The sequence below is a fragment of the Pedobacter sp. genome, assembly GCF_035317785.1.
Lineage (GTDB): Bacteria > Bacteroidota > Bacteroidia > Sphingobacteriales > Sphingobacteriaceae > Pedobacter.
This window is the reverse complement of sequence record NZ_DATHGC010000306.1, coordinates 1-26,708: the sequence shown is the minus strand read 5'-3', so window position 1 is coordinate 26,708 and position 26,708 is coordinate 1. Positions and strand designations below refer to the sequence as shown.

At 42.1% G+C, this 26,708-nt stretch carries 22 protein-coding genes; 11 read left to right on the top strand and 11 right to left on the bottom strand.

Going from position 1 to position 26,708, the window contains the following annotated elements:
- From VK541_RS19250 to VK541_RS19235, 4 genes are all read right to left on the bottom strand, one after another.
- A partial coding sequence (locus VK541_RS19250; RefSeq protein WP_324372043.1) for a PVC-type heme-binding CxxCH protein occupies positions 1-2,242 on the bottom strand: 2,242 nt, incomplete at its 3' end.
- Positions 2,243-2,250: 8 nt separating this feature from the next.
- Positions 2,251-3,153, bottom strand: coding sequence for a sugar phosphate isomerase/epimerase (locus VK541_RS19245; RefSeq protein WP_324372041.1), 903 nt, complete (start codon positions 3,151-3,153; stop codon positions 2,251-2,253).
- Positions 3,150-4,268, bottom strand: a complete 1,119-nt coding sequence (locus VK541_RS19240) for a Gfo/Idh/MocA family oxidoreductase (protein ID WP_324372040.1) — start codon at positions 4,266-4,268, stop codon at positions 3,150-3,152. The genes VK541_RS19245 and VK541_RS19240 overlap by 4 nt, the downstream gene beginning before the upstream one ends.
- Positions 4,268-5,098, bottom strand: a complete 831-nt coding sequence (locus VK541_RS19235; protein ID WP_324372039.1) for a phytanoyl-CoA dioxygenase family protein — start codon at positions 5,096-5,098, stop codon at positions 4,268-4,270. The genes VK541_RS19240 and VK541_RS19235 overlap by 1 nt, the downstream gene beginning before the upstream one ends.
- Positions 5,099-5,344: 246 nt before the next feature.
- Between VK541_RS19235 and VK541_RS19230 the strand changes: the two genes are divergently transcribed.
- Positions 5,345-6,160 (top strand): AraC family transcriptional regulator, encoded by an 816-nt coding sequence (locus VK541_RS19230; RefSeq protein WP_324372038.1) that lies wholly within the window; start codon positions 5,345-5,347, stop codon positions 6,158-6,160.
- Between the two features lie 49 nt (positions 6,161-6,209).
- On the top strand, positions 6,210-7,121 hold the full coding sequence (locus VK541_RS19225; RefSeq protein ID WP_324372037.1) for a bestrophin family protein: 912 nt from the start codon (positions 6,210-6,212) through the stop codon (positions 7,119-7,121).
- A 4-nt stretch (positions 7,122-7,125) separates the two neighbouring features.
- On the opposite strand, the gene mnmE is transcribed toward VK541_RS19225, so the two are convergent.
- Positions 7,126-8,496, bottom strand: a complete 1,371-nt coding sequence (gene mnmE, locus VK541_RS19220; protein ID WP_324372036.1) for a tRNA uridine-5-carboxymethylaminomethyl(34) synthesis GTPase MnmE — start codon at positions 8,494-8,496, stop codon at positions 7,126-7,128.
- Positions 8,497-8,595: 99 nt separating this feature from the next.
- Here mnmE and VK541_RS19215 point away from each other — a divergent pair, with 99 nt between their 5' ends.
- Complete coding sequence (locus VK541_RS19215; protein WP_324372034.1) at positions 8,596-9,729, top strand: AI-2E family transporter; 1,134 nt, start codon at positions 8,596-8,598, stop codon at positions 9,727-9,729.
- A 39-nt stretch (positions 9,730-9,768) separates the two neighbouring features.
- Here VK541_RS19215 and argS read toward each other — a convergent pair whose 3' ends face one another.
- A complete protein-coding gene (argS, locus tag VK541_RS19210; protein WP_324372033.1) occupies positions 9,769-11,535 on the bottom strand; it encodes an arginine--tRNA ligase in 1,767 nt (588 codons plus the stop codon).
- Between the two features lie 95 nt (positions 11,536-11,630).
- On the opposite strand from argS, the gene VK541_RS19205 reads away from it, so the two are divergent.
- The 3 genes from VK541_RS19205 to VK541_RS19195 all read left to right on the top strand — a co-directional run bounded on the left by VK541_RS19205 (position 11,631) and on the right by VK541_RS19195 (position 15,476).
- On the top strand, positions 11,631-13,076 hold the full coding sequence (locus VK541_RS19205) for an arginine deiminase family protein (RefSeq protein ID WP_324372032.1): 1,446 nt from the start codon (positions 11,631-11,633) through the stop codon (positions 13,074-13,076).
- Positions 13,077-13,083: 7 nt separating this feature from the next.
- Complete coding sequence (gene ctlX, locus VK541_RS19200; RefSeq protein ID WP_324372031.1) at positions 13,084-13,995, top strand: citrulline utilization hydrolase CtlX; 912 nt, start codon at positions 13,084-13,086, stop codon at positions 13,993-13,995.
- An 89-nt stretch (positions 13,996-14,084) separates the two neighbouring features.
- Positions 14,085-15,476 carry an arginine decarboxylase gene (locus VK541_RS19195; protein ID WP_285056807.1) on the top strand — a complete coding sequence of 464 codons (1,392 nt, stop codon included), beginning with the start codon at positions 14,085-14,087 and terminating at the stop codon, positions 15,474-15,476.
- A gap of 58 nt (positions 15,477-15,534) precedes the next feature.
- Here the strand turns inward: VK541_RS19195 and VK541_RS19190 are convergent, their stop codons facing one another.
- A complete protein-coding gene (locus tag VK541_RS19190; protein WP_324372030.1) occupies positions 15,535-15,966 on the bottom strand; it encodes an Hsp20/alpha crystallin family protein in 432 nt (143 codons plus the stop codon).
- 74 nt (positions 15,967-16,040) lie between these two features.
- Here VK541_RS19190 and VK541_RS19185 point away from each other — a divergent pair, with 74 nt between their 5' ends.
- Positions 16,041-16,532, top strand: coding sequence for an acyl-CoA thioesterase (locus VK541_RS19185; RefSeq protein ID WP_324372029.1), 492 nt, complete (start codon positions 16,041-16,043; stop codon positions 16,530-16,532).
- A gap of 32 nt (positions 16,533-16,564) precedes the next feature.
- Here VK541_RS19185 and VK541_RS19180 read toward each other — a convergent pair whose 3' ends face one another.
- Both VK541_RS19180 and VK541_RS19175 read right to left on the bottom strand, forming a co-directional pair.
- Entirely contained in the window at positions 16,565-17,962 is a 1,398-nt protein-coding gene (locus VK541_RS19180; RefSeq protein WP_324372028.1) for an FAD-binding oxidoreductase, read from the bottom strand.
- Positions 17,963-17,967: 5 nt separating this feature from the next.
- Positions 17,968-18,354: a dihydroneopterin aldolase gene (locus VK541_RS19175; RefSeq protein ID WP_324372027.1), complete on the bottom strand. Its 387-nt coding sequence runs from the start codon at positions 18,352-18,354 to the stop codon at positions 17,968-17,970.
- Between the two features lie 100 nt (positions 18,355-18,454).
- Here VK541_RS19175 and VK541_RS19170 point away from each other — a divergent pair, with 100 nt between their 5' ends.
- Genes VK541_RS19170 through VK541_RS19160 form a run of 3 tightly spaced genes read left to right on the top strand, consistent with a single transcriptional unit; the run spans position 18,455 to position 22,745 of the window.
- Positions 18,455-19,645, top strand: a complete 1,191-nt coding sequence (locus tag VK541_RS19170) for an acyl-CoA dehydrogenase family protein (protein ID WP_324372026.1) — start codon at positions 18,455-18,457, stop codon at positions 19,643-19,645.
- 48 nt (positions 19,646-19,693) lie between these two features.
- Positions 19,694-22,378, top strand: a complete 2,685-nt coding sequence (locus VK541_RS19165) for a DUF3857 domain-containing protein (RefSeq protein WP_324372025.1) — start codon at positions 19,694-19,696, stop codon at positions 22,376-22,378.
- Positions 22,365-22,745, top strand: coding sequence for an SRPBCC domain-containing protein (locus tag VK541_RS19160; protein WP_324372024.1), 381 nt, complete (start codon positions 22,365-22,367; stop codon positions 22,743-22,745). The genes VK541_RS19165 and VK541_RS19160 overlap by 14 nt, the downstream gene beginning before the upstream one ends.
- Here the strand turns inward: VK541_RS19160 and lysA are convergent.
- Together lysA and VK541_RS19150 are read right to left on the bottom strand one after the other, a co-directional pair.
- Entirely contained in the window at positions 22,742-23,896 is a 1,155-nt protein-coding gene (gene lysA / locus VK541_RS19155; RefSeq protein WP_324372023.1) for a diaminopimelate decarboxylase, read from the bottom strand. The two genes, VK541_RS19160 and lysA, sit on opposite strands and share 4 nt — an antisense overlap.
- Positions 23,897-24,079: 183 nt before the next feature.
- Positions 24,080-25,393: an aspartate kinase gene (locus VK541_RS19150; RefSeq protein WP_324372022.1), complete on the bottom strand. Its 1,314-nt coding sequence runs from the start codon at positions 25,391-25,393 to the stop codon at positions 24,080-24,082.
- A gap of 214 nt (positions 25,394-25,607) precedes the next feature.
- On the opposite strand from VK541_RS19150, the gene VK541_RS19145 reads away from it, so the two are divergent.
- A partial coding sequence (locus VK541_RS19145; RefSeq protein ID WP_324372021.1) for a phospho-sugar mutase occupies positions 25,608-26,708 on the top strand: 1,101 nt, incomplete at its 3' end.

Sequence of the window (26,708 nt, the reverse complement as noted above, 5' to 3'; positions counted from 1 at the left end):
CCATCAGATTGGCCTGAAACCGCGCCATTTCTAAATTTGGTGCCAGGTCCTTATCTTTCTCTCCTTCAGTCTCAGACCATTTATGCAAAGCAAACCAATCATTGCTCTTGCGAAAATTCAGCCAATAACCGGCGTGTTCCTTTACATCAGCCAATCGACTTTTTTCCAGCCTGAGCATTGACTCCACGCTTTCTGGTGTATGGATAAAGGCTAAAGCCACTATTGCTTTTTTCCGTTCTTCTTTAGGCAGCTTTTGGCTGCCTGCTCTTGTTTCCAGATCCCTGACAGCAGATACCGGATGGATTCTCCAGGCAATTGCAGCAAATTCTTTACTCCATTGCAAAGGGTCACTATTTCCGATATTTTGTTTAATTGCTGCATACACCTCCTCTTCCTTTCCCATGGCCGCTATACCTAATGCATTTAAATACCAGCGGTCTTCTCCGTCAAACTGCCTGGCCAGGGTTACGATCAAAGGTGCAGCGCTATCGGCAGGCAGGTCTCTCAGTACTATCGCGGCTTCCCGCCTGACCGCGGGGGACGGATCATGGACCGCCACATTTAATATTTCAGACAATAGACGCTTATCTTCCTTTAGGGCCCTGAATGCAGTTAAACGGATTGCAGCGTCACTGTCTTTTAGTAACTTTTTCACCTCTGACTTTCCTTTCCCGCCCAGCTGAGCCATTAGCCACACTGCACGTGCCCGATGAAATGAATTGTCTGAATTAAGGACAGACTTCACCTGGCCGATTACTTTTTCACCCTGGGCCCTGAGTGCTAAAAACCCTCCGTTCCTGACGTTAATCGCAGGATTTAATAAGGCTGTTATCTGACCTTTTATCGTATTGAGTTTAATGCCCGGAGATTTCAGTTTTTTTCCGGCTGGCGTGATTCTGTAGATCCTGCCAAAACCCTTTTGGTCATCCATCTTATGACCGCCCACAACCGGGTCATACCAGTCGGCAATGTACAAAGCACCATCAGTACCAACAGAAATGTCACTCGGACGAAACCATTTGCCTTCATCAGTAACTCTTTCGTCCCATTTGTAATTGTCATCAACAGCTTTTAATGTCGAAATGAAGTTTTTTCTGCTGAGTTCAAAACCCGCTCCCTTTGGTTTTGGCAGGTATCCATAGATTACATTTTTGCCTGCTTCGCAGCTCAGCAGCATACCGCGATACTGCTCACCAAAAGCATCCCCTTCATAGACAACCATACCCGTAGGTGAGCCTGCGCCGGTATTGTCGCCAGCAGGTGCTACACCGGGGTCTTCCTGATGCCAGTGAGCGGTAAATGTGCTTTGTCCGGGGCGCTGATCAGCCTGCCAGTAGCGGTTGCCGTCAGCACTGAAATACCCTGCGTTGCCGCCCTCCATTACCCAACTGGTACGACAGGTGACCACCTGATCATCATTGTCGCTCTGCCACATATTTCCGTAAGAATCTAATGCCAGTTCATATGCATTCCTGAAATTATGCGCCAATACTTCCAATCCTTTTCCATCCTCCCGTATGCGCATCGCCAATCCGCCTACCCAGACCTTGCCATCGTCACTTTTCAGACCGCCTGCATTTTCTTTATTGTAAGGACTGCCTCCTGTATAGATGCTGCCCGAGCGTAAATTCCAGCCTGCTTTGTCCCTTACTTTATGCGGACCGGCATTTCCGGCATTAAAATACCACTTGCCATCAGGTCCGGCAACTACGGAATGCAGGCTGTGGTCATGGTCTTTTCCTCCAAAACCCGTTAAAAATATCTCTTTGGAGTCCGGTTGGTCATCCCCGTCAGTATCAGTATAAACTATGATCGAAGGTGCACAGGAAACGATTACTTTATTTCCGACAACAGCGATTCCCAGTGGAGAAACCAGATCCTTATCTTCAACAAATACTTTAGACTTGTCGCTCTTTCCGTCACCGTCGGTATCTTCCAGAATCATGACCCGGTCTCCTTTGCCATGATGAAAATATTTGGTCGAATCGTTGTTGTAGTTCCGGTAATTTACAGCTTCTGTTACCCAAACACGGCCTTTTGCATCCACATCCATATTTGTCGGATTATAGAACTGTGGTGATTCCGCCCAGACTGTGGCGGTAAATCCCTTTGGAAGGTACAAGCCGGCGTGATAATTGGCAGTATCCAGACCAGGGATATCAGAATGATCTGCATCAGATCTGCCGATCTTAACGAACAGCACTGAAATGGAAAATAAGATGAAGATCAAAAGAAATTTCATGTTCTATTTTATCTGTTTGCCAATAATTTACCGTCAATGAATGCTTTAGCCCTTGGGACATCGGCTTCGTCCAGGTGTTCTATAATTAACGGAATATCCGGATGCCTCTGGATCAGACGCTGTAAGTATAGGTCGTAGTTCAATGATCCCAAACCGGGGGCAGGTAAGTCTATTACCCCTACACCCCTGAGCGCATGCGCCTCACTGGCATCAATATCGGCCATTTGAACACCATGATTTTCAGAAGACCGCTTTACATCCTTTGCGTGAGCGATCCGGACCTTATCAGACAGGTTATCAAAGATGTGATTTAAGGTAAAGTCCATTTTATCAATATTATGATCTTCAAAGTAATTTGTCGGATCCATCAGCAGTGCCAGGTGAGAATCGTTGATATCCGCAAAAAGCTGCAGCGTTTCCTCAACGGAACCGATCACATTATTTACATAGGTCTCGACTAAAAATGTCACTCCGTGGTCTCTCGCATGAGCAACAATATCTGCTATAACGGTCCTGCAATCCTGGTAACCTTCTTCTGTTTTGTTCTTCGGATGATGAACCCAATCGCTGTCACGGTCAAAAGTGCCGGTTTCACTGACCACATAGGGCGATCCCAGTTCATGTGCAAAGCGAATGATCTGTTTGAGGTGATCCAGGTTTTTCTTCCTTTTGACTGGGTCGGGATGAACCAGATTGGTATATCCTGATATGCAGCTTACGGGCAGATCATACCGCTGAAAAGTCTCCCGGATCAGTTTACACTTCTCTTTGGTTATCTTGTCAGTCGAAAGGTCGATGTCCTTAAAGCCAACGTCCAGCTGTATGTTATTAAACTTAAGATCCCTTATCCGTCTGGCAGTTTCTGCCAGGGAATAAGGAAAGTAGCCTGTGAATATTCCTGTCTGTATCATGGGTTAATGATTTCATTTATTTCCACCGCCCTGTGCTCCTTTACGGATAGGTAGCAGGCATCTACCAGGGCCATTGTTTTCAAATTGTCTTTTCCGCTGATTTCGGGATCGAGCCCGTCTTCCACAGCACAAAGCAGCTGCGCCATCGGGCCTGCGAAAGCATCGGGGAACCATGCTTCAGTCCATCTCGGGCTGATCCATTCTCCCGGGAACCTAGTTACAGACAAGTCTATGGTACTAGGGACCCGCTCCGGAAAAAAGGGCCAGCCGATGGTGCCTTTAGCCAAGCCTTCCGTGCCTTCGACCCTCCAGTTGATGTAGAGATCACTAGCAACACCTTCTCCAGATGGGCCAGTCCAGACATCATCCCAGGCAGAAGCCCTGAACCCGTTTGCATATTCTAAAATATACAATGCGATACCGTCTTCATGGTCAAATTTTTTCATTGTCCGCGGATCCTTGGCTACGCTGGCAAAAACCCTTTCAGGATCACCAAATAAGTATCTGAATGTATCCAGGTGATGTATACTCATGGTGCGCAGGGTAACAAAGCCCAATGCCTGCTGCCAGGGCGCCCAATGCGGGATAGCGCGCATATCAATGGAAGCAAATACAGGTGTACCCAAAAGCCCCTGATCTAAAGCTGATCTGCATGCCCTGACCGACTGGTCGTAACGCATATTTTGGTTTACGCCCAGCTTTATTCCTGCGTCTTCACATAATGATACGATTTCCAGTGCTTCGGCAAAACTGGCTCCCATCGGTTTTTGTACCAGAATTCCCTTTATGCGGCCGGCATGTTTTACGGCTTCACGGATAATTTCCAGCTGAATGCCTGGAGGTACGGCAATATCCAGGATTTCAATTTCTTTATTTTGGAGCAGATCAGAGTACGAATCATAGGTTTTACCGATCTGGTGCCGCCGGGCAACTTCCCAGGTAGTTTGCGGAGATCTGGAAGCAATCGCAACAGGATTAAAGCCCGCTGTCTTGTAGGCTACCAAATGACAATCCGCCATAATAAAACCAGCGCCGATGCATCCGATCCCGAAACGCTTGTTTTTTGGCATGCGGGGCAGGTAATCAAAACTTAAGTCTGCTGCTGATCTGGCCATCAATTTTCTTTCAGGGTGATTTCGTTTTCTTTCTTGAGAAAGTCCGAGTCTTGCGACAGACCTCTCACTCCTGATGTTAAAAATGCATCATCAGCAACAACGTTTACCGGGGTAATGCACGACGTATTTTTTTCCCTGAATGGTATGTTGTAGCTGAGGTTATAGGCCGATATGAGTGACCAGCGGGCCTTATCAGATAAATTGGCTTCAGACATGTGCAGCAGATTGCTATGGAAGAACAACAGGTCACCTGAATTCAGCACCACCTCAACTTTTTCCAGCCGTGTAAGTGCCTGCTCTACAAAATTCATATCCGCGCCCTGTTGCTCCCCTGCAAAAGAATGTTCCAGCCGGCCCATCTTGTGTGAGCCCTTTAATACCTGCAGACACCCATTTTGCAGATTTGCTTCCGTTAGCGCAAGCATGACACTGATCATGGCCTCCGGATATAAAAATCCATTCTTATACCAATACCCGTAATCCTGATGCCATTCCCAGGCCCCTCCGACCTTTGGCTCTTTTTGCATCAGTTTGGAATGAAAATGACAGACTTCGCCATCCCCCAATAACGTTTGAACCGCATCTACTATACTTTGACTTCTGATCAGTAAGCTATAGACATCTTCTCCCGGAGTAAACCATAAAGTCAGTTTGGTGCTTTTATTTGACTGGTCATTAAAGTCCATTGCATTGGATCGCATGATCTTGTCTTCAGTTGCTATTCCATATAACAGCCGGACTTCTTCCCCATTGAGGAACTTTGACAGGATCAGATACCCATTCTCCTCATATTGTTCTTTTTGTTGTTGTGTCAAAACTATGCCGTCCATAATTTTCAAGATTTAGATTTATAATTCTAATTTGGTTTTTTTCTGTCAATAACAAACGAATATAGAGAACCAGGTCCTTCCATTCTGATACTTTCTGATCAGTTGTTGCAAATCTTTTGACTTTATTGGCCTTCGGTTTTCCGAAAAAATATACCTTACTGCAGCATTAAATATATTTGTAGCTTTATATTAGTTATGAAGGCACTCCATGAAAAGTTAATTTTAGAGCCCAAAAATTCTTTTGTTTTGCAGAAAGATAACTATCCGTATTACCCTACTCCATGGCATTATCATCCGGAATATGAATTGGTACTGGTGGTAAAAAGTACCGGAATAAGAATTGTAGGGGATCACGAAGAACGTTTTTCTGATGGAGATCTGGTATTCATGGGACCCAACCTCCCACATGCATATCAAAATGACCCCATCTATTATCAGGGCGATCCGTCACTAAGGGCAGAAGCCATAGTGATTCATTTCAAAGAGGATTTCTTAGGTAAAGATTTCTTCAGTCTTCCGGAGATGATTCATGTAAACCAGCTGTTTCATAAAGCGAAATTTGGGATAAAGATACTTGGACATAGCCGGCAGCAGGTTTCAGCAATGATGTATGACATGTACCGCCTGAACGGACATCAGAGAATTATCCGGCTGCTGTCAATCCTTGAAATGCTTTCTGCATCCGAAGAATTGCAACTCCTGGCCAATCCGGGCTTTGTCCGGCAACACAGTGTATCAGATAATGACCGGATCACGAGAGTAAATGAATACATTATGAGGAATTTCCAAAAAGACATTTCATTAGCGGAAGTGGCGGAAATTGCAAATATGTCTGTTCCTTCTTTCTGCCGTTTCTTTAAGGCGAGTACCCGGAAGGCGTTTTCAAATTTCCTCAATGAAGTCAGGATTGGGCATGCCTGCAAACTGCTTCTGGAAGACAGGGATAATATTTCCAGCATCTGTTATGAGAGCGGTTTTAACAACATGTCAAATTTCAACAGACAGTTTAAGAAATTAAAAGCAAAATCACCGCTTCAATACAGACAGAGAGTGGTGAGATAATTCTTATATTAGGTCGATCCAGACGTCATTAATCCCTGACCATTAATAAATGTACTTAACCCAAAAAATCCGGCTTAGCAGAATTCTTAAAAATACCTGGCAGGTAGATCTGATCATGATCGTGTCCTGTACTGGTGCCTACATGATCAGGACTTTTTTGATCAGGCATCACTTTGAAATACCTGCCATCATACCTACCGTTCTGGGAACCGCAATCGCATTTTTTGTTGGGTTCAATAACAACCAGGCTTATGACCGTTGGTGGGAAGCCCGTAAAATATGGGGTTCATTGGTCAACGATTCCAGGTCCTGGGCAAGGGCGGCCATCAGCTATATTTCACAAAATGAAACGGAAACCACACCACATACATACCTAAAGCAGCGGCTGGTATACCGGCAGATTGCCTTTCTTTACGCACTAAAGGCCAATCTGCGGGGTGCGGTTGATGAAACCTATGGACAATATCTCAGTCCAGGAGAATTAAACGAGATCAAGACCCATACCAATATACCCAACGCCATTTTATTGCTGCAATCAGAATGTCTTCAGCAGCTCAGTAAAGACAACAAAATAGACGGCTTCCGTTTTATAGAAATGAATCAGCTGATAGTTAGGTTTACAGACGCAATGGGTATGTCAGAACGTATCAGTAACACTGTATTTCCTACGGCTTACATTTATTTCACCAAGGCTTTTATCTGGCTTTTTGTCGTGTCCCTTACCCTGGTAACCAGCACCCAGGCTGGCATTTGGTCTATTTTCCTGGGCTGGCTGGTGGGCTTTGTATATGTATCTACGCAGATAAATGGCATGAGCCTCATGAATCCTTTTGAAAATAACTCTGCCGCTATCCCGCTAAATCAAATTACCAGAACTATAGAGATCAATCTTTTAGAGATGCTCGGAGAAAGTAATGTTCCCGATCCGGTGAAGCCAATCAATGAGGAATACGTGCTTTAATAAATTATTTGCCGATGCAGAACTTACTAAATATGTTCTCCAGCAGATCATCCGTAGTAACCTGCCCCGTAATTTCGCCCAAATAATGTAACGCCTGCTTAATATCCATTGCCAGGAAATCTGAAGTAACTGGGTTATTCAATCCATTTGCTACATTGTTTAAGGCTTCCTGTGTTCTTTGCAGTGCCTCAACGTGTCTTATATTGGTTATCATTGTATGGTTATCAGATAACCTGTCTCCTACGGCTGTATCGTACATGAGGGTCTTCAATTCTTCAATATGCTGATGTTCTCTTGCAGAAATGGCAATAAACTGAATATCAGCCGGAAGCTTAAGTTCTTTTAAGCGGTCACTAAATGAAAGGTCCATCTTATTGGCTACGGCCAAAAATGCCACACCAGGTTTATTCAGGCGTTCAATATCTTCACGGATCTCATCTGCAGATAAATTGATCACATCAAATACATACACCAGCACTGCTGACTGGCTGATCTTTTGCATTGTTTTTTCGACGCCAATGGCTTCTATAGTATCCTTTGCTTCACGGATACCGGCTGTGTCGATCAGTCTGAAGTTGATGCCGTTGATGTTGAGTACTTCCTCTATGGTGTCTCTTGTCGTTCCGGCAATTTCACTCACGATTGCCCTGTCCTCATTCAGCAAAGCGTTCAATAAAGTAGATTTACCAGCATTTGGCCTTCCGGCAATTACTGTATTGATTCCTTCTTTAATTACATTCCCGAGTTCAAAAGAACGGATCAGTTTGTTTAATACAATGGTAATTTTGTTAATGAGCTCCTGCAATTGGTCCCTGTTGGCAAATTCCACATCTTCTTCAGCAAAATCCAGCTCCAGCTCTATCATAGAAGCAAAATGGATCAGCTGCTCCCGCAATATGTTTAATTCCGTGCTAAATCCACCTCTCAACTGGTTCATCGCCACCTGATGGGCAGCGGCAGAATCAGAAGAGATCAGATCTGCGACCGCCTCTGCCTGAGAAAGATCCAAGCCGCCATTTAAAAAGGCCCTTAGAGTAAATTCTCCTGGCTTGGCTGCAGACGCTCCATGTTTGATAAGCAATGTGATGATCTTCTGGATGATGTAATTTGAACCATGGCAGGAGATCTCCACCACATTTTCTTTGGTATACGATTTTGGCGCAATGAACAAACTCACAAGCACCTCATCAATAACCGTTTCACCATCCTTAATTAAACCAAAATGTATGGTATGTGATTCCTGTTTCAATAAGTCCTTACCGCTAAAAACACTATTGGTAATACTTATTGCTTCTTTTCCCGAAAGACGTATCACACCAATAGCACCCACTCCGGGTGGTGTAGATAAGGCGACTATTGTCTCGTTTGTAATCATACCCGCAAAACTACCCAAACATTTCGTACCTTTTACTGTTACAAAATGAATATATAAGTCTTTTTACCTTATTATTAAATAAACAGCTAAAATTAAACTATGACAGACATGCCGCTCACCGTCAGACGATCAATTGAACTTCTGGGATTAGTATTGGTTATCGCCATATTGGTTATTGCCCATAATATCATTATGCCGGTACTTATGGCCTTCTTCATCAGCATCATGCTTTTACCGGTCTTCCGCTTTTTAAGAAAGCACAAATTCCCTGAGCCGGCAGCTATCATTGTTCCGATACTGCTTGTGGCGATATTGCTGGGTCTCATCGTTTGGTTTTTTTCGATGCAGGTCGGATCATTGATACAGGATTTCCCGCAGATCAAACGCAACGTCGGCATTCATCTTAACGCACTGAGCAGCTGGGTAAGCAGCATCAGCGATTTTTCTACCAAAGAGCAGGTCAAATTCATTAATGACAAAAGCAACGATATGCTGGGCATGGCTGGAAAAGCAGCCAGCGGAGCAGCTGTTACCCTCAGTTCTATATTTGTTTTTGTAGGTCTGTTGCCAATTTATATTTACCTGATGCTTTTTTATAAAGATATTTTGCTGCGTTTCATATTCATGTGGTTCAAACCCGACCACCATCATAAAGTGAAGGATGCCATTTATGAAACCGAATCCATCATTAAAAACTATTTAGTTGGCCTGCTGATCCAGGTGACCTATATGACCATTTTGCTTGGCGGTATATTGATGATCGTAGGTATCAAACATGCTTTATTGATCGGGGTTATTTTCGCTATGCTGAACCTCATTCCTTACGTTGGGGCATTGATCGGCAATCTGATTGGCGTATTACTGACCCTTACATCTTCAACTGAACTCTGGCCGGTCATTACCGTATTACTGGTTATAGCAGTAGTTCAATTCCTGGACAATAATATACTGATGCCCAGAATAGTAGGCTCTAAGGTCAAGATAAATGCTTTATTTGCTATTCTTGGAGTAATTATAGGGGGCAGTATTGCCGGAGTGTCCGGAATGTTTCTTTCCATGCCGGTCATCGCTGTACTAAAAGTCATTTTTGACAGGACAGAAACGTTTAAACAATGGGGTGTTTTATTGGGAGACGAGCGGCCGTCAAAAAGCCCAATGACCTTTGCCTCGTTTAGGAAAAAGAAGCCAGTACCTGCAAAACCAGGTGTGGAAAAAACAAAAGAAAAGGATTAAATTCCTTCTCTTTTGTTTCTCTTATCGCTCTAAAACAGGTTACATTCTTTCAGGAACTCCGATACCAAGAATCTTCATTCCAGATTTTAAAATTCCGGCAGTTACTGCACTTAAATTCAGACGGTGCTGCTTCAAATCCTCATCTTCTTCTTTAATTATGGGCGGTACTTCATGATAGAACTTATTGAACATTTTGGCGACCTCATAAAGATAGTTGGCCAGAGTAGCCGGACTATGCGCTTTAGCCGCTTCCGTCAGTTCCAAAGGATATTTAGACAGTAACAGGATCATATCCAATTCTGTTGCGGTAATTGCCACGTCTACAGCTTTGTTTACAGTGAACCCCGCTTTGCCCAGCAAAGATTTGATACGGGCATGGGTATATTGTATAAAAGGTCCAGTGTTTCCCTGAAAATCAATTGACTCGGCGGGATCAAACAATAGCCGCTTTTTAGGTTCTACTTTTAACAGGAAGTATTTCAATGCCCCCATGCCAATCTGATAATACAGACTCTCCTTTTCTTCTTCAGAGAAACCATTCACTTTACCAAGTAGTTCTGTTTTTTGCTTTGCAGTCTCCACCATCTCGGCAACAAGATCATCGGCGTCCACTACAGTCCCCTCGCGGGATTTCATTTTACCGCTTGGTAAGTCAACCATTCCATAAGACAAATGGTAAAGTCCCTGCGCCCAGCTTTTACCTAGTTTTTGGAGGATCAGAAACAGCACTTTAAAGTGGTAGTCCTGTTCGTTGCCCACCACATAGATAGACTCATCCATTTTGAAATCGTCATATTTCATTTCAGCCGTCCCCAAATCCTGGGTAATGTATACAGAAGTGCCGTCAGCACGCAGGACGAGCTTCTGGTCTAAACCGTCAGCGGTCAGATCTATCCACACAGAACCGTCTGGTTTCTTAAAGAAAACTCCTTTTTGAAGGCCCTCTTCAACGGTATCTTTCCCTAACAAGTAGGTATTACTTTCGTAGTAATATTTATCAAAATCGACTCCAAGGTTTTTATAGGTCACCGAAAACCCATCGTACACCCATCCGTTCATGGTCTTCCAGAGATCAATTACCGAAGGATCACCTGCTTCCCAGTCCTGAAGCATTTTTTGCGCTTCTTTGATCAGCGGAGCGTTCTTTTTAGCATCTTCCTCAGTTTGCCCTTCCTGTTTCAGTGCATCAATTTCTTTTTTGTATTCTTTATCAAAGATTACATAATATTTTCCCACCAGGTGATCACCCTTCAGAAAAGAGTTCTCAGGAGTTTCGCCATTACCCCATTTTTGCCATGCCAGCATAGATTTACAGATGTGGATACCCCTGTCATTTACCAGGTTTACCTTGAATACTTCATACCCCACAGCATTCAGCAATTCCGCAACAGCATATCCCAGCAGGTTATTCCTCACGTGACCTAAATGCAAAGGTTTGTTTGTATTGGGTGATGAGTATTCCACCATCACTTTCTTGCCATTAGGTTTAAAAGTACCGAACGAAGGATCGAGCAACTCCTTATTGAATAAATTTAACCAATAGGAATCTGCTATGCTTAAATTCAAAAACCCCTTTACAACGTTAAAGGCAACGACTTCTTTCAAGTTCTCTATCAGGAAATTACCCAGATCATTTGCGGTTTGCTCCGGGGACTTCTTAGAAAAACGTACAATAGGAAAAACTACCAGGGTTACCTGTCCTTCAAACTCTTTTCGCGTATCTTGTATGCTGACCACACTTTCAGGGACATCTTCATTATAAAGTTGTTTAATACCTTTCAGTACCTCGGAAATAATAAAATTCATAGCCGCAAATTTAGATAAAAAATTTGAAGGGCGAACTTAAAGCTTGCTTGATACTATCCTAAAATTAAATAGATTTGTCCAACTACAAACTTATTATGACTGAGCAAAACCAGAGTTTCAATGTAAATGTAAGTACAGAGATCGGCAGGCTGCGCAAATTACTGATCCATAGTCCAGACAGCGGCTTAGGCAAAGTAGTTCCCTCTAAGGCCCAGGACTGGCTTTTTGAGGACATTGTACACCTCGATACCATTCGCAGGGGCGAGTATGATTATTACATCAAACTTTTGATGTATTTTCTTGACCCGCAAAAAATCAAAGGCAATTTAAAGGAAATAGATTCGAAAAAAGCTGACCGGAGTTTCTTCAAACCGGATCATCCTGACTTCCACAATTCATTGGCTGTAATAGAGGTTCAAAACCTGCTCTCAGATATACTGCAGGATTCTTCAATCAGGAAAAAACTGGCGGCAGCAGTCTGCGCCATCGAAGGGTGCACCTACAAACTCCAGCAGCAAATGATTGATACTGATCCGAAGGAACTTGCCAAAATATTTATCTCCGGAAGTCTCAACAATGATCACATGATCTTTGCCCCCATTCCCAATCTCATCTTCACCAGGGATGTCGGCATTACCATAAACAAGCACATCTTATTAAATAAACCGGCAAAAAAAGCACGCAGCAGAGAAACCTTGCTCATGCGGTACGTCTTTTTTAACCATCCGGTATTTAAAGATTATGCTGAAAACATACTGGAGATTCCGGACCCGGCACAGCATTTTCTGAGACCCGGTGAAGAGGAAGACCACAGAACTACACTGGAGGGTGGCGATGTGATGATGGTAAGCCCCAGCCATGTTCTGATTGGTTGTAGTGAAAGAACGTCGGCCTACGGCGCCAATGAGGCTATAAAGCTGCTGTTTGAAAACAATGTAGTGACCAAGGTAACAGTAGTGAAGATTCCAAACAAACGGGATTTTATGCATATTGATACTGTTTTCACACAGATCAAGCGGAATATGTGGGCGCTGCTCAGTTCTATTTCCAAAAATCAACCGGCAAACGCTGATGAGCCGATCAATTTTCTGGTAGAGGCAGATAATAAGGAAATCACCGAGATACTTCAATTTACAAAAGGCAAAACAACTCCCATAACTTTTGAGAGTATAGAGGCCCTGCTGGATGACATTAGTCAAAATGACCTTGGCAGTACCGAGCCTACCCGCTTCCTTTACAGCGGCAACGGTTCTTTTCCTTACGATGCGCGTGAACAATGGACTGATTCCTGCAATCTCCTTGCAATTAAGGAAGGTGTCGTTTTGGGCTATGACCGCAATGACAAAACCATTGAAGCATTTAAAGCCAATGGATTCAACACCATTAAGGTTAAAGATCTGCTGAATGACCTTGAAAACGGAAATGCGGATGTTGAAACCATTAGTAATACATTGATTTTAATGCCTTCTGCAGAACTTTCCCGGGCCAGAGGCGGCTTTCATTGTATGAGCCTGCCTATTTTAAGGGATGCGTTACAATAAAATGAACATGCAAACTACCAACCATATATTAATGATCCGCCCGGTTGATTTCAAATTCAACAGGCAAACAGCTGTAAACAATAAGTTCCAGCAAGCTTCGGAGCAAAACGGGGTTCAGGAACTAGCTCTAAGGGAATTTGATAATTTCGCAGAACTGCTGCGCAGTAATGGAGTGGATGTTACGGTGATCAACGATACCCTGGATCCGGAAACACCAGATTCTATCTTCCCCAATAATTGGATATCTTTCCATGAGAACGGTGAGGTCTTCCTCTACCCTATGTTTTCCGAAAACCGCCGTCTGGAACGCAGGAAAGACATCATTGAACAGTTAGCAGACAAATTCAACATCGAAATGGTCACGGACCTTTCGGAGTATGAAAACCAGGAGATTTTCCTCGAAGGAACAGGAAGTATGGTACTGGACCGGGAGCATAAACTGGCTTATGCCTGTTTGTCTTTAAGAACAGATGAGCAAGTACTGGCCGACTGGTGCAGACTCTCCGGTTACACTCCTGTAACCTTTAAAGCCGACGATCAGGATGGCTTTCCAATTTATCATACCAATGTGATGATGTGCCTTGGCGACCATTTTGCGGTCATCTGTCTGGAATCCATACAAAATTACCAGGAACGTGAGCTGGTGATGCAGTACCTGATCCACACGGGAAAAGAAATCATAGAGATCAGCATCAGCCAGATGAATCATTTTGCGGGCAATATGCTGCAGGTAAAGAACAAAAATGGAGAAGGACTGTTGGTGATGTCAGAACAGGCTTATTCATCATTGACGGAAATACAGATTTTTCTTTTGGAAAAGTACTGCCGTATGGTTCATTCGTCCTTGGATACCATAGAAAAAAATGGTGGCGGAAGTGCCCGGTGCATGCTTGCCGAAATCCATCTGAAGAAAAAATAGATTTATACTTACCGATGACAGTATTTTAATTAATAACCGTTTTTTCTCGATTTAAAATTACATTTTTGCAAAAATTATTTTAACTATAAATGCAGAGTTACTCGGAATTTCTTGATCTAAGTGTTGGTTTTCCTCAGGAAGGCTATAGCGTTATAGACGATGAATTGTATTTTCAGGATCTGAATCTAATGGAAATGATTGAAACCTATGGAACCCCATTGCGTTTTACCTATTTGCCGATGATCAGTAAAAAGATCCAGCAGGCCAAGCTGCTTTTTCAGACGGCGATCATCAAAAATAATTATCGCGGAGATTACAAATACTGCTATTGTACAAAAAGCTCTCACTTTCGTCACATTGTCGAGGAAGCACTCAAGAACGGGATTCACTTAGAAACCTCATCTGCCTTTGACATGCCAATGATCGAGGCACTGGAAAAAAAGGGCGCTTTGAACAAAGACATTACGGTGATCTGCAATGGTTTCAAAACCTACCAGTACAAGCAGTATATTATAGATATGCTGCACGACGGCTATAAAAATATCATCCCGGTCCTGGACAATAAAGAGGAATTTAACCTCTTTGATGACGAGGTGGAAATGGACACCCCGTGTAATCTGGGGATCCGGATCGCGGCAGAGGAACAGCCAGATTCACAATTCTATACTTCCCGACTGGGTGTACGTATGGAAGACGTGATCGACTTTTACAACAATAAAATCTCCGCAAATCCCAACTTCAGGGTAAAACTACTTCACTTTTTCATCAATTCCGGTATTACGGACTCTCCGTACTACTGGAACGAGCTGGAAAAATATGTAACCCTGTATTGCAAATTTAAGAAGATCAATCCTGAGCTGGACACCTTGGATATCGGTGGCGGTATGCCATTTAAGGACTCCCTTGTATTCGACTTCGATTATGAATATATGGTCAATGAGATCGTCAAAAGGATCAAAGAGATCTGTGCAGAGCACGATGTGGTAGAACCGGATATCATTACTGAATTTGGCAAATATACTGTTGCAGAGGCCTCAGGGATTCTCTATAAAGTATTGGGCCGTAAACAGCAAAATGACAGAGAGAAGTGGCTGATGCTTGATGGTTCATTTATCACAAATCTCCCGGATGTATGGGCGCTTAACCAAAAATACATCTTGTTGCCTGTCAACAACTGGGATGCAGAGTATGAACGGGTCAACCTCGGCGGTATTACCTGTGACGGACAGGATTATTACAACCAGGAAGCACATATGAACAGTGTGTTTATGCCAAAGACAAGAAAAGTACAATATTTAGGTTTTTTCAATACCGGGGCATATCAGGAAGTATTAAGTGGTTATGGTGGCATCCACCATTGTCTTCTGCCTAGTCCAAAGCATGTGATCATCAGAAGAAATCGTGACGAAACCTTTAACTTTGAGGTTTTCGGGGAAGAACAAAACAGTAAACAGGTACTAAAGATCCTTGGTTATACCTAGAAAAAAGGGGCATGCCCTCCGGCACACCCCTCAACCTTAAAAACCAAACTCTAACTTATTATGAAACTTTTATCTCTTTGTTTTGTGATTTAACATCGTCTTTACCTATAGTTATGTTTAAGATTCCATTCACATATTCCGCAGTGATGCTATCTACATTTACGCTTTCAGGTAATACAAAGGACCTCGCGAATGAGGAATACTCAAATTCTTTACGGGTATAATCTTTCTTAACTTCTGTTTCAATTTCTTTTTTTTCTACCCAAACAGACAAGGTATCTTTTTTCAGATTGATCTGAAAATCTTCTTTTGCCAGTCCGGGAGCAGCCACTTCGATTTTATAATCCTGTTCAGTTTCCAAAATGTTTACTCCCGGAACTTTATTTACAGTTAAATTTTTATTTAACGCCTCGCTAAACAAAGAGTCAAAAACATTGTTAAAGTAAGGTGCTGTGTTTCTGGTCCTGTTGTTAAATTTTACTAATGTCATTTTTATAATCTCCTATTTTAAGTTTTCTTTTTATACTAACCATATATTCAACTCTTATACCAACCCGAATTTCTATGATATTTAAGACACTTTGGCGTACAAATCCAAAAGAATCAGACAAAAAGGCAGACATAGTCAATCAATTAGACAGTTTTAAGTATAAAACCGCTCTGGAAACCAGGTTTGCCGATTTCGATATGATGGGTCACGTAAACAATGCAGTATATTTCACCTACATGGAAATTGCCAGAAGTAAATACTGGGCACAAGCCATCCATTGGGATTGGAAGAAAACAGGAGTTGTTCTCGCGCAAGCTACTTTAGACTACATCAAACCAATATTAATCGATGATAAGATCAGCGTGTACGTAAGAACATCAAGGATTGGAAAAACGAGTTTTGACCTGGAATACCTGCTCATTAAGATGGAAGGCAGTAAGGAAGTAATCTGCAGTAGGGGTAAAACCGTCTGTGTTGCCTTTGACTATAATGCTAAAGCTTCGACGCCCATACCAGAGCATGAGAGAAATAAAATGATCGTATTTGAACAGTTATCGGAGAATTAAGTCCGATAATCGCCTGCTAAGCCATCCCAACCTTAAAATATCTTGCCAGGGTTTAATATATTGTTTGGATCAAACACTTTTTTAATTGAGCGCATCAGGTTTAGACTGACCTCTTGATATTTAATCGGCATAAACTCTTTTTGCACCAATCCAATACCATGCTCTCCCGAGATGGTTCCTCCAAGATCTGCGGTAAGCACAAATATTTCTGCAATGCCATCTTTAAGTTTATTTTTCCAGTCGTCATCGCTCATTCCGGCTTTAATGATATTGATGTGCAGGTTTCCGTCCCCGGCATGACCATAACATATACTTTCAAAACCGTACCTCGAGCCTATTTCCTTAATTCCGCCGATCAGTTTCGGCAATGCAGCACGGGGTACAACTGTGTCTTCCTCTTTGTATACCGAATTTGATTTTACAGATTCAGGCATAATGCGCCGCATACGCCATAGATCTTCTTTCTGCTGCGCAGTATCCGCGAAAAGAACATCATTGCAGCCATATTCTTCCAACACCATGTTTACCTTTTCGCAATCTTTGAATATGGTATCCGTGTCATTTCCATCAAATTCAATAAGCAGAAAAGCGCTGACACCATCCTTCAGATCAAATTTGATATCATCAAACTTAATCACCCACTCAACCCCTTTCCGCTCCATAAATTCCAGCGCAGACGGAGTTACGCCAGCCCTGAATATAGCTGAGACAGCTGCGCAGGCATTCTCATTCCTGCTGAATGAAGCCAGCATCAAAACACTGTGAAGAGTTTTAGAGATCAGTTTAGTGACGATCTTGGTGACTATACCCAAAGTTCCTTCAGAACCAATCATCAACTGTGTCAGATTATAACCAGATGCATATTTTAAAGTATTGGCTCCGGTCCAGATGATCTCGCCAGTCGGCAACACCACCTCGAGATTCAAAATATATTCTCTGATTGTACCATATTTAACCACCCTCGGCCCTCCAGAGCCGTGGGCGACATTGCCTCCAATAAAGCAGGACCCCTTACTGGAGGGATCCACTGGGTAAAGCAAGCCATGCTCAGCAACGGCATTGATAAACTCTTCAGTGATGACGCCTGGTTCTACGGTAGCCTGCAGGTTTTCAGTATCAATATTTATTATTGATTTAAACCGTTCCATTGACAACAACACTCCACCATAAACAGGAAGCGCACCCCCACTCAGGCCAGTTCCGCCACCTCTTGGCGTCAGTGGTATATGATGTATGTTGCAGAATTTTAATAACCCGGCAATAATACCCGCATTTTCAGGCTTGACAACTACTTCCGGATAATATTTCAGGTCTTCCGTTTCATCATGTGAATAAGTACTTAAAGACTCACTATCAGTAAACACATTAGCTATGCCAGCTATTTTCCTGATCAGATCAAGAAGCTCCGGGGTGATTTTATGGTATAGCATCGTGGTTACTGCTTTGTTGTTGGGTTACTGTAACTCAGCTGTACGAAGGAATGCCCTATTTGTCCCGGCATCGGAGGATTTAGTTTTCTAATGCCCACCTCTGCAGAGTGTACAAAGGGGTAGCGCTCTACGACCCTGTCCAGGATATTCTTTACAACAGTCTCCAGCATCTTTTGCGTGCGTTTCATTTCTTCCAGAATGATGGTATTTAACACTTCATAATTCACCGTGTGTAGCAAGTCCTCTGTATCATTGTCGGGTTCAAATGTAACTACTGCATCCACCATAAAATAAATTCCTGTAAGCTGTTCTTCAGGATAATATCCATGGAGTGCGAAACATTTTACGTCTCTAAGCGCAACAGTTTGAATATATTTTGGATTATCGCTCATTAATGAAAATTAAATTATCCTTTGCTTTTAAGCTTGCCTTGTGGTAAATGATTACCTTTGAAAGGTACAGCTGATTTCTTGACCAAATATAGTGTAAACAATGAATAAATCTGCCAAAAAAGACCTTTACGAATCTCCTGATTATTATTTACTCGATGAATTATTCACGGATGAACATAAGCTGATCAGGGCCACAGCAAGGGAATGGGTCAAAAAAGAAGTAAGCCCAATTATAGAAGATTATGCACAGCGGGCTGAATTCCCCAAACAGCTGATCAAAGGTCTTGCAGAGATCGGTGCCTTTGGGCCAACTATTCCGGTAGAATATGGAGGAGCAGGTCTGGATTATACGGCATATGGGATCCTGATGCAGGAAATTGAGCGCGGTGATTCCGGGATCAGATCCACAGCTTCCGTGCAGGGCTCATTGGTCATGTATCCCATCTTTGCTTATGGCACTGAAGAACAGCGCTTAAAATATCTGCCTAAACTGGCTAACGGGGAATTGATGGGTTGTTTTGGATTGACTGAACCTGATCATGGATCCAACCCCGGGGGTATGGTGACCAACATTAAAGACAACGGCAGTCACTATATACTGAACGGTGCGAAGATGTGGATCTCCAATGCACCATTTGCGGACATTGCTGTGGTATGGGCCAAAGATGAGGCAGGGAAGATCAGGGGAATGGTAGTTGAACGTGGCATGGATGGCTTTACTACTCCGGAAACCCATGGCAAATGGAGTTTAAGGGCTTCTGCAACGGGCGAACTGGTATTTGACAATGTAAAGATCCCAAAGGAAAATGTATTTCCGGAGATCAGCGGCCTGAAGGGCCCTCTGGGTTGTCTGAACCAGGCAAGATATGGCATTGCCTGGGGTGCATTGGGTGCAGCAATGGACTGTTATGACACCGCCCTCCGTTACTCAAAAGAAAGGGTACAATTTGGAAAACCGATCGGCGGCTTTCAGCTGCAGCAAAAGAAACTGGCTGAAATGATTACAGAGATCACCAAGGGACAATTACTCGTATGGCGCTTAGGTGTATTAAAAAGTGAAAACAGGGCAACAGCAGAACAGATTTCCATGGCCAAGAGAAACAGTGTTGAAATTGCGCTGGATGTTGCCAGAAATGCAAGGCAAATGCTTGGTGGTATGGGTATAACCGGTGAGTATTCCATCATGAGACATATGATGAACCTGGAATCTGTGGTAACTTATGAAGGCACTCATGATATTCACTTATTAATTACCGGAATGGATGTGACTGGTATAAATGCTTTTAAATAAATTTATACATTAGCTACTCTGAATTATATAAAGCTTATGTTTTGTAATATGCTCTCAACGCCATTCGTGCATTTATATGGCTTTTTCTCCCCGATGAAAGTTCTTTTGATTTTTTTATTCTCGTCTGCAATTGCCAGTTTTAGTTATGGACAACAAAAGAATTTCTTTGTAAATAATAACGAGCCATCATGGATCGTTAAAGTAAAGCCAAAGAACTTAAAGCCATCGCCCAAAGATATTTCTGAAGGATATTTTGCTTCGTTCTATGAAAGTCAAAGTCATCTCGAACTACATGAAGATTACCATCGCCTGATCAGGGAAATTGTATCTGATGCCGGAGTCCAGAACGGGTCCCAGATCTCAGTCACTTATGATCCCAGTTTCCAAAAACTAATTTTTCATAAGATATTGGTGTGGCGCGATGGAAAATCCTATAATCGACTAAAAATCAATGATTTTAAGTTATTGCAGACTGAAAAAGAACTATCAAGATTTATATATAGCGGTACATTTGATGCTTTTATGCTTCTGGATGATGTGAGAAAAAACGATCGCATTGAATTCTCCTATACGATCACAGGTTTAAATCCTGTCTTTGGTAAAAAATATGCCGATGCTTTTTATTTTGAGGGCTCCAGCAGCGTGGGACATATTTACAACAATATAATTTTAAGCAAATCCCGTTCATTAGCCCTGAAGAATTTCAACTTCAATGAAAATCCCCATATTTCAGAAAAAAACGGTTTGAGGATTTACGAATGGGAAAGTACGCTTACCAAAACTTACCGGGCTGCTGATTATGAGCCCACCTGGTATAATCCGTTGAAAAGAACCCAGCTTTCAGAATATAAAAATTGGAATGAAGTTGTACAATGGGCGCTTTCTATTAACGATTACACTAACCTCAGAACTCCACTGGTGGATAAAAAAGTTAAAGAGTTAAGGGCAGAATCAGGCGCTGATCTAAAAAAATACATTACACTCGCGACGCGTTTCGTACAAGATGAGATCAGGTACATGGGCATCGAGATCGGTATTTATTCTCACCGGCCAAACTCTCCTGAAAAAGTGCTTTTACAGCGGTACGGAGATTGTAAAGACAAATCATTACTATTGGTCCACCTTCTCAAAGCACAGGGCATCAATGCATACATGACTTACGCAAACACTTACACTACCATAAAAACTGACGAATATCTGCCTAGTCCATTTGTTTTTAATCACGTAATCGTATTGGTAGATTACAACAATTATAAAACATGGATAGATCCGACCATAAGTTACCAGCGAGGCACTTTCGATAGTTTTTATGCGCCCGATTATGGCTCAGTGCTTATTATCAAAAAGGGGGTTAATACGCTAGAAAAAATAGAAAGAAAGCCATTGGGCAAACTAATTGCGAACCTTAGATTCAATTTAGCAGATACCGTGTCTGCGGCAAAATCTTCTTTATTGGTTACCAGCATATACTCAGATAATTATGCAGATGAATTGAGACGTCAGATCGCTGAATCAGGAACTGATGGGATGGAGAAAAGTTTTCTGGAATACCTGGCCAAATTATACCCCGAAATCGAGACAAAGGAGCAGATAAAAGTAGAGGATAATGAAGAGGGGAACGTAATTGAAGTGACGGAATCATATGAAATTGGGAACATCTGGAACGAGAACAATGAAATCAAAGATCAGGTAGTTTATTTTTATGGCGACATGATCAGTTCTGAACTGAGGAAAATTACCACAAAAAAGAGACTCGCCCCGTTAGCTTTAAAAGACTACATCAATATTGAACAAAATATCACTGTAGACATGCCTTATAATGTATCCGTTGGTGATGACACATTCCAGATTGAAAATGACAGCTATTATTTTGACATGTATCAAATACAACGTCCGAGAGAAATAAAATTTAGCTACACTTTTCGCAACTCAGTTGGCTATCTTGAGAACGATAAGATCAAAGATTATGCAAAGGACATCAAGAAGATTGATGAATACCTGACCCACTATATTAAACGCGGAGGAACAGCAGAAGCTAATAATCATATAAATTTTTATATGCTGATCCCATACCTATTCTGTCTGGCGGGCTCTGCTCTCTTCTTCTTAAAATTATATAAAAAAAATGAACCATTTATTATAGAGGACATTGCCGATGCACTCCCAATAGGCGGCTGGCTGGTTTTAATTGCAATGAGGGTCATGATTTTTCCAATAATCCTTCTAACCGGCCCATTCCTCATACGGATGTTCAAAAACGAGGCTTGGAATGGATTAGCTAATTTTGGAAATTGGGAAGGACTGCTTAAGTTCACATTCATTGCAGAAGCGATGATATATGCCTTTTTATTTACATATAGTGTGTTTTGCCTGATATTGTTTTTTCAACGAAGAAAGAGTTTCCCAAAACATTTCATTATTATAACTACAGGTCATTTGGGATTTCTTATTTTTGATACCGCAATTGCGTCGTCTATGAACTCTATTTTGGGCAAAACGTTTGTAAACCCAAAAGATTTGGGAAGTGTTTTTGGATCACTGATCTATTGTATTATTTTCGTGTGGTATCTATTGGCGTCTGAACGTGTAAAACAGACATTTGTATTTACTTATCCTAAATCCGTGTGGCAATTGGCCCTGGCCAAGTATCATGACCATTTTTATGCAAAAAAGGACGAGCAGATCCAACTAAAACCTTTAACAGAAACAAATGACAACAATGAAAACATTTAAAAAATACTACTATCTCCCCGCCTCTCCTGAAGAAGTCTATCTGGCATTGACCAAAGCGCAAAGCATCCAGTTATGGACCGGCGCCGAAGTAGAATTTAGAGAAGAAGCCGGAACAGAGTTTTCATTTTGGGACGGTGACATCTCAGGCAAAAACCTGGAATTTGACTATGGCAAAAAGATCGTACAGCAATGGTATTTTGGGGAAGAAAACGACCCGTCAATAGTCACTATTAAATTGCATGCTGACAAAAAAGGCACGTCACTGGAATTTATACAAACCAACATACCGGACCAGGATTATGACGATTTTACTTCAGGCATCAATGAATATTACCTGGGCGGGCTGCAAGACTTCTTTGAAGACTAAATATCTTCGCTGTAAGCCGACCTGATCTCATCCCTGAGGTTGTATTTGGAAGCCATAACCTCTCCATAGGCTCCTGCACTCCTGATTGCATAAAGGTCTCCTCTAAAAGTTTCAGGCTGCTCTACTTCTTTTCCAAAGCAGTCTGTGCTTTCACAAATGGGCCCTACAATATCATATTTTAACGCTACCTTATCACCTCTTGTTAAATTCTCAATTTTATGGTAAGCCTGGTACAATGCCGGACGCATCAGTTCGGTCATTCCTGCATCCAATACAACAAAGTTCTTTTTCTTCCCATTCTTTACATATAACACCTTGCTGATCAGAGATGCGCATTGCCCAACCAGTGCCCTTCCCAGTTCAAAATGTACTTCCTGGCCAGGTTTAACTTCTAAAAAATTCGAAAAGATCTTAAAGTAGTTCGCAAAATCCGGAATCTGCTGTTCCGGGTGATGATAATCAATTCCTAAACCGCCACCTACATTTAATATTTTGACCGTAAAACCCCTCTCCTCAAACCACAAAGCAAATTCATTTACCCTGACACATAAATTTTTATATACATCAAGATTAGTGATCTGGGATCCGATGTGAAAATGAATACCTATAAATTCAATGTGCTCAGAAACCTTTAATGTTTCCGCGCATTGCGGCAAATCCCATGAATTGACACCAAACTTATTCTCATCCAACCCTGTAGTGATGTTATGATGCGTATGTGCATCCACATTAGGATTGATCCTGATTGCTACCCTGGCTATTTTCCCTTTAAAAGCAGCGAGTTCATTGATCACCTCAAGCTCCTGAACAGATTCCACGTTAAAGCAAAATATATCCTGGTCTAAAGCATTATTAATTTCCTTATCTGATTTACCCACGCCGGCAAAAACAATCTGCTTTTTATCGAAACCGATTTCAATTGCCTTGCTTACCTCACCACCGCTTACACAATCAGCACCAAAGCCTGTTGATTTGATTTTTTGTAACACCCTGGCATTGAAATTCGCTTTCATGGCATAATGCACATGAAAATTGTATACTTTCGCAGCGTCTGCACAATTGCTTAGGGTTTGCTGCAGCAAATTAAGGTCGTAATAATAGAAAGGTGTTTCTAAATTTGCGAACTCTACTATATCTTTATTAGAAAACATAATGTTCAAATTTCTTATTGTATTCTTTTTACTTGTCCTGGGCCTGATCTATATTGGTAATTATGCCGATTATAAAAATCAAAAGATCAGTACAAATGAGTACAACAAAAGGTTAAGGCTCTTTATTATGCTCATTTTTATATTCATTGGCATTCTGGTCTGGCTTAAAAAGCGATAACTTACTTAGTCAAAAAGACGGTTATGCAAGCTCTTTAATGCCTCGTTCTTATCTTCTGTATTGATGAGCAGAGAGATGTTATAACTGCTTCCCCCATAGGAGATCATACGCAATGGAATGTGTTTGATGGCATCCAGTACACGTGCAGCAAAGCCGTGTTTAGAAGCACTAAAATCACCCACCACACATACTATAGATTGGTTACTGTCAATTTCTACACTACCAAAAGCATGCAGTTCTTCAACGATCTGATCCAGGTTGTCCGTAAAATCAATAGTCAGTGAAACGGCTACTTCAGAAGTGGTGATCATATCAATTGGCGTTTTATAACGTTCAAAGATCTCAAATACCCGTCTCAGGAAACCATATGCCAGCAACATCCTGCTCGACTGGATCTTGATCGCAGTAATGCCATCCTTAGCGGCAATGGATTTGATTTTGCCCTTCTCACTTTCAGTTGAGATCAGCGTACCTGGTGCCTTAGGCTCCATCGTATTTAACAACCTCACAGGGATTTTATATTTCTGTGCAGGAAAAACCGACTGCGGATGCAGGATCTTAGCTCCAAAATAAGCAAGCTCGGCAGCCTCGTCAAAAGACAGCTGGGCGATAGGCTTTGTACCCTTTACGATCCTTGGATCATTATTATGCATTCCATCAATGTCTGTCCAGATCTGAACTTCTTCGGCAAGTATTGCAGCCCCCAATAAAGAAGCCGTGTAATCACTACCCCCTCTTCTCAGGTTATCTACCTCTCCAAAGCTGTTTCTGCAGATGAATCCCTGGGTAATAAAAAGTTTGGTTCCTTTGTTTTGATCCAGGATCGGCTGAAGATGTGCAGTAGTAAAAGGAACATCCGGCTCATTGTCTTCATCAGTTTTCATAAAATCCAGGGCAGGCAATAACACAGAGGCAACACCTATGGATTTTAAGTAAATGTGGTATAAAGTTGTCGAAAGCAGCTCGCCCTGCGCCAGAACCACTTTTTCCTCGATCGGCGTGAAAAGGTCATTTACCAGCGTACCCAGGAAATTAAAATGATAGTCCACAACTTCCCGGCCCTGCTCACGAAAATCACCTTCCGGCAAAAGTTCAATTACAAATTCATTATATTTTTGATGCAATGCGTTAATCAGCGTTAACGCCGCCTGTTTATCTTCCTTTAAAAGTTTGGCTGAAATTTCCACTAAACTATTGGTCGTACCGGACACCGCCGACAACACTACAATTTGTTCTTCTGCGGGATCAATAATATCCAGCAATTTTTTCATCCGCTCAGGGCTTCCAACTGAAGTTCCTCCAAACTTTAATATCTTCATCGTTGTTAATCGTTAAAATTTATAGCATGCCCGCACTGTTCTATCTACTACAAGCTTCACTATGAATCGTTTAATTTTTAAAGGTTAATAAATATTTTAGTAAAATTGGTTATATACTTATATTAGGGCGTGAAATTAAATAAAATTACCCAACAAAACTTCACAATATTCAATTTGTTTCTCTATAAATCCGTTAACAATACACCTAAAGAATATGCAATTAGAAGCAGCTACCCAAACTACGATCAACGAATGGCTAAATGGCAATTATGACCAAAAAACTAAAGCCGAAATACAAAATCTGTTAGATAAAGAATCTTATACTGAGCTTACTGATTCATTTTATAGAAATCTGGAGTTCGGAACTGGCGGATTGCGTGGAATCATGGGGGCTGGCTCTAACAGAATTAATAAATACACGATCGGTACCGCTACCCAGGGCCTGAGCAACTATTTGCTTCATAAATATCCTGGTGAAAAGATTAAAGTAGCCATAGCGCACGACAGCAGGAACAACTCTGATTATTTCGCTGGCATTACAGCAGATGTATTTTCTGCCAACGGGATCCACGTCTATTTCTTTAAAGCACTAAGGCCGACACCTGAACTTTCTTTTGCCATCCGTGAACTGGGATGTCGCAGCGGAGTAATGCTGACTGCCTCACACAACCCCAAGGAATACAATGGTTATAAAGCATATGGTACAGACGGAGGCCAGTTTACTGCACCCGATGACACGATGGTGATGGACGAAGTGGCTAAGATAAAAAGCATAGATGAAGTTAAATTTACGCGTATCGATGCCAATTTTGAGCTTATCGGAGAAGATCTGGACCAATCTTATTTAGATAAGATCACTGCCTTATCGGTATCTCCGGAAGCCATCGCCCGTCAGAAAGACCTTAAAATTGTCTACTCTCCCATACACGGTACCGGCATCACACTTGTTCCTAAAGCATTAGCGCAATTTGGTTTTTCGAATGTGACACTTGTTGAAGAGCAAAGTACTCCCGACGGAAACTTCCCTACTGTGATTTATCCAAACCCGGAAGAAAAAGAGGCCCTTACGCTGGCGCTCAGGAAAGCGGAGCAAATTGATGCAGACCTTGTCCTGGCTACGGACCCCGACGCCGATAGAGTAGGCATCGCTGTAAAGAACAACGATGGTGAATTTGTGCTGCTCAACGGTAATCAGACCGGAAGCCTGCTGATTAACTATCTGCTGAGTGCCTGGGAAGAAAAAGGAAAACTGACAGGCGATCAGTATATAGTTAAAACCATTGTGACCAGCAACCTGATCGATGCCATTGCAAAA

Bases quoted from the DNA above. Each gene is read 5' to 3' on its own strand.
- lysA (WP_324372023.1), bottom strand. From the start codon at position 23,896: ATGTTTTCTAATAAAGATATAGTAGAGTTCGCAAATTTAGAAACACCT.
- argS (WP_324372033.1), bottom strand. From the start codon at position 11,535: ATGAATTTTATTATTTCCGAGGTACTGAAAGGTATTAAACAACTTTAT.
- VK541_RS19190 (WP_324372030.1), bottom strand. From the start codon at position 15,966: ATGACATTAGTAAAATTTAACAACAGGACCAGAAACACAGCACCTTAC.
- VK541_RS19225 (WP_324372037.1), top strand. From the start codon at position 6,210: ATGTACTTAACCCAAAAAATCCGGCTTAGCAGAATTCTTAAAAATACC.
- VK541_RS19215 (WP_324372034.1), top strand. From the start codon at position 8,596: ATGACAGACATGCCGCTCACCGTCAGACGATCAATTGAACTTCTGGGA.
- VK541_RS19150 (WP_324372022.1), bottom strand. From the start codon at position 25,393: ATGAAGATATTAAAGTTTGGAGGAACTTCAGTTGGAAGCCCTGAGCGG.
- ctlX (WP_324372031.1), top strand. From the start codon at position 13,084: ATGCAAACTACCAACCATATATTAATGATCCGCCCGGTTGATTTCAAA.
- VK541_RS19170 (WP_324372026.1), top strand. From the start codon at position 18,455: ATGAATAAATCTGCCAAAAAAGACCTTTACGAATCTCCTGATTATTAT.
- mnmE (WP_324372036.1), bottom strand. From the start codon at position 8,496: ATGATTACAAACGAGACAATAGTCGCCTTATCTACACCACCCGGAGTG.
- VK541_RS19185 (WP_324372029.1), top strand. From the start codon at position 16,041: ATGATATTTAAGACACTTTGGCGTACAAATCCAAAAGAATCAGACAAA.
- VK541_RS19235 (WP_324372039.1), bottom strand. From the start codon at position 5,098: ATGGACGGCATAGTTTTGACACAACAACAAAAAGAACAATATGAGGAG.
- VK541_RS19195 (WP_285056807.1), top strand. From the start codon at position 14,085: ATGCAGAGTTACTCGGAATTTCTTGATCTAAGTGTTGGTTTTCCTCAG.
- VK541_RS19175 (WP_324372027.1), bottom strand. From the start codon at position 18,354: ATGAGCGATAATCCAAAATATATTCAAACTGTTGCGCTTAGAGACGTA.
- VK541_RS19245 (WP_324372041.1), bottom strand. From the start codon at position 3,153: ATGATACAGACAGGAATATTCACAGGCTACTTTCCTTATTCCCTGGCA.
- VK541_RS19165 (WP_324372025.1), top strand. From the start codon at position 19,694: ATGCTCTCAACGCCATTCGTGCATTTATATGGCTTTTTCTCCCCGATG.
- VK541_RS19180 (WP_324372028.1), bottom strand. From the start codon at position 17,962: ATGCTATACCATAAAATCACCCCGGAGCTTCTTGATCTGATCAGGAAA.
- VK541_RS19205 (WP_324372032.1), top strand. From the start codon at position 11,631: ATGACTGAGCAAAACCAGAGTTTCAATGTAAATGTAAGTACAGAGATC.
- VK541_RS19160 (WP_324372024.1), top strand. From the start codon at position 22,365: ATGAAAACATTTAAAAAATACTACTATCTCCCCGCCTCTCCTGAAGAA.
- VK541_RS19240 (WP_324372040.1), bottom strand. From the start codon at position 4,268: ATGGCCAGATCAGCAGCAGACTTAAGTTTTGATTACCTGCCCCGCATG.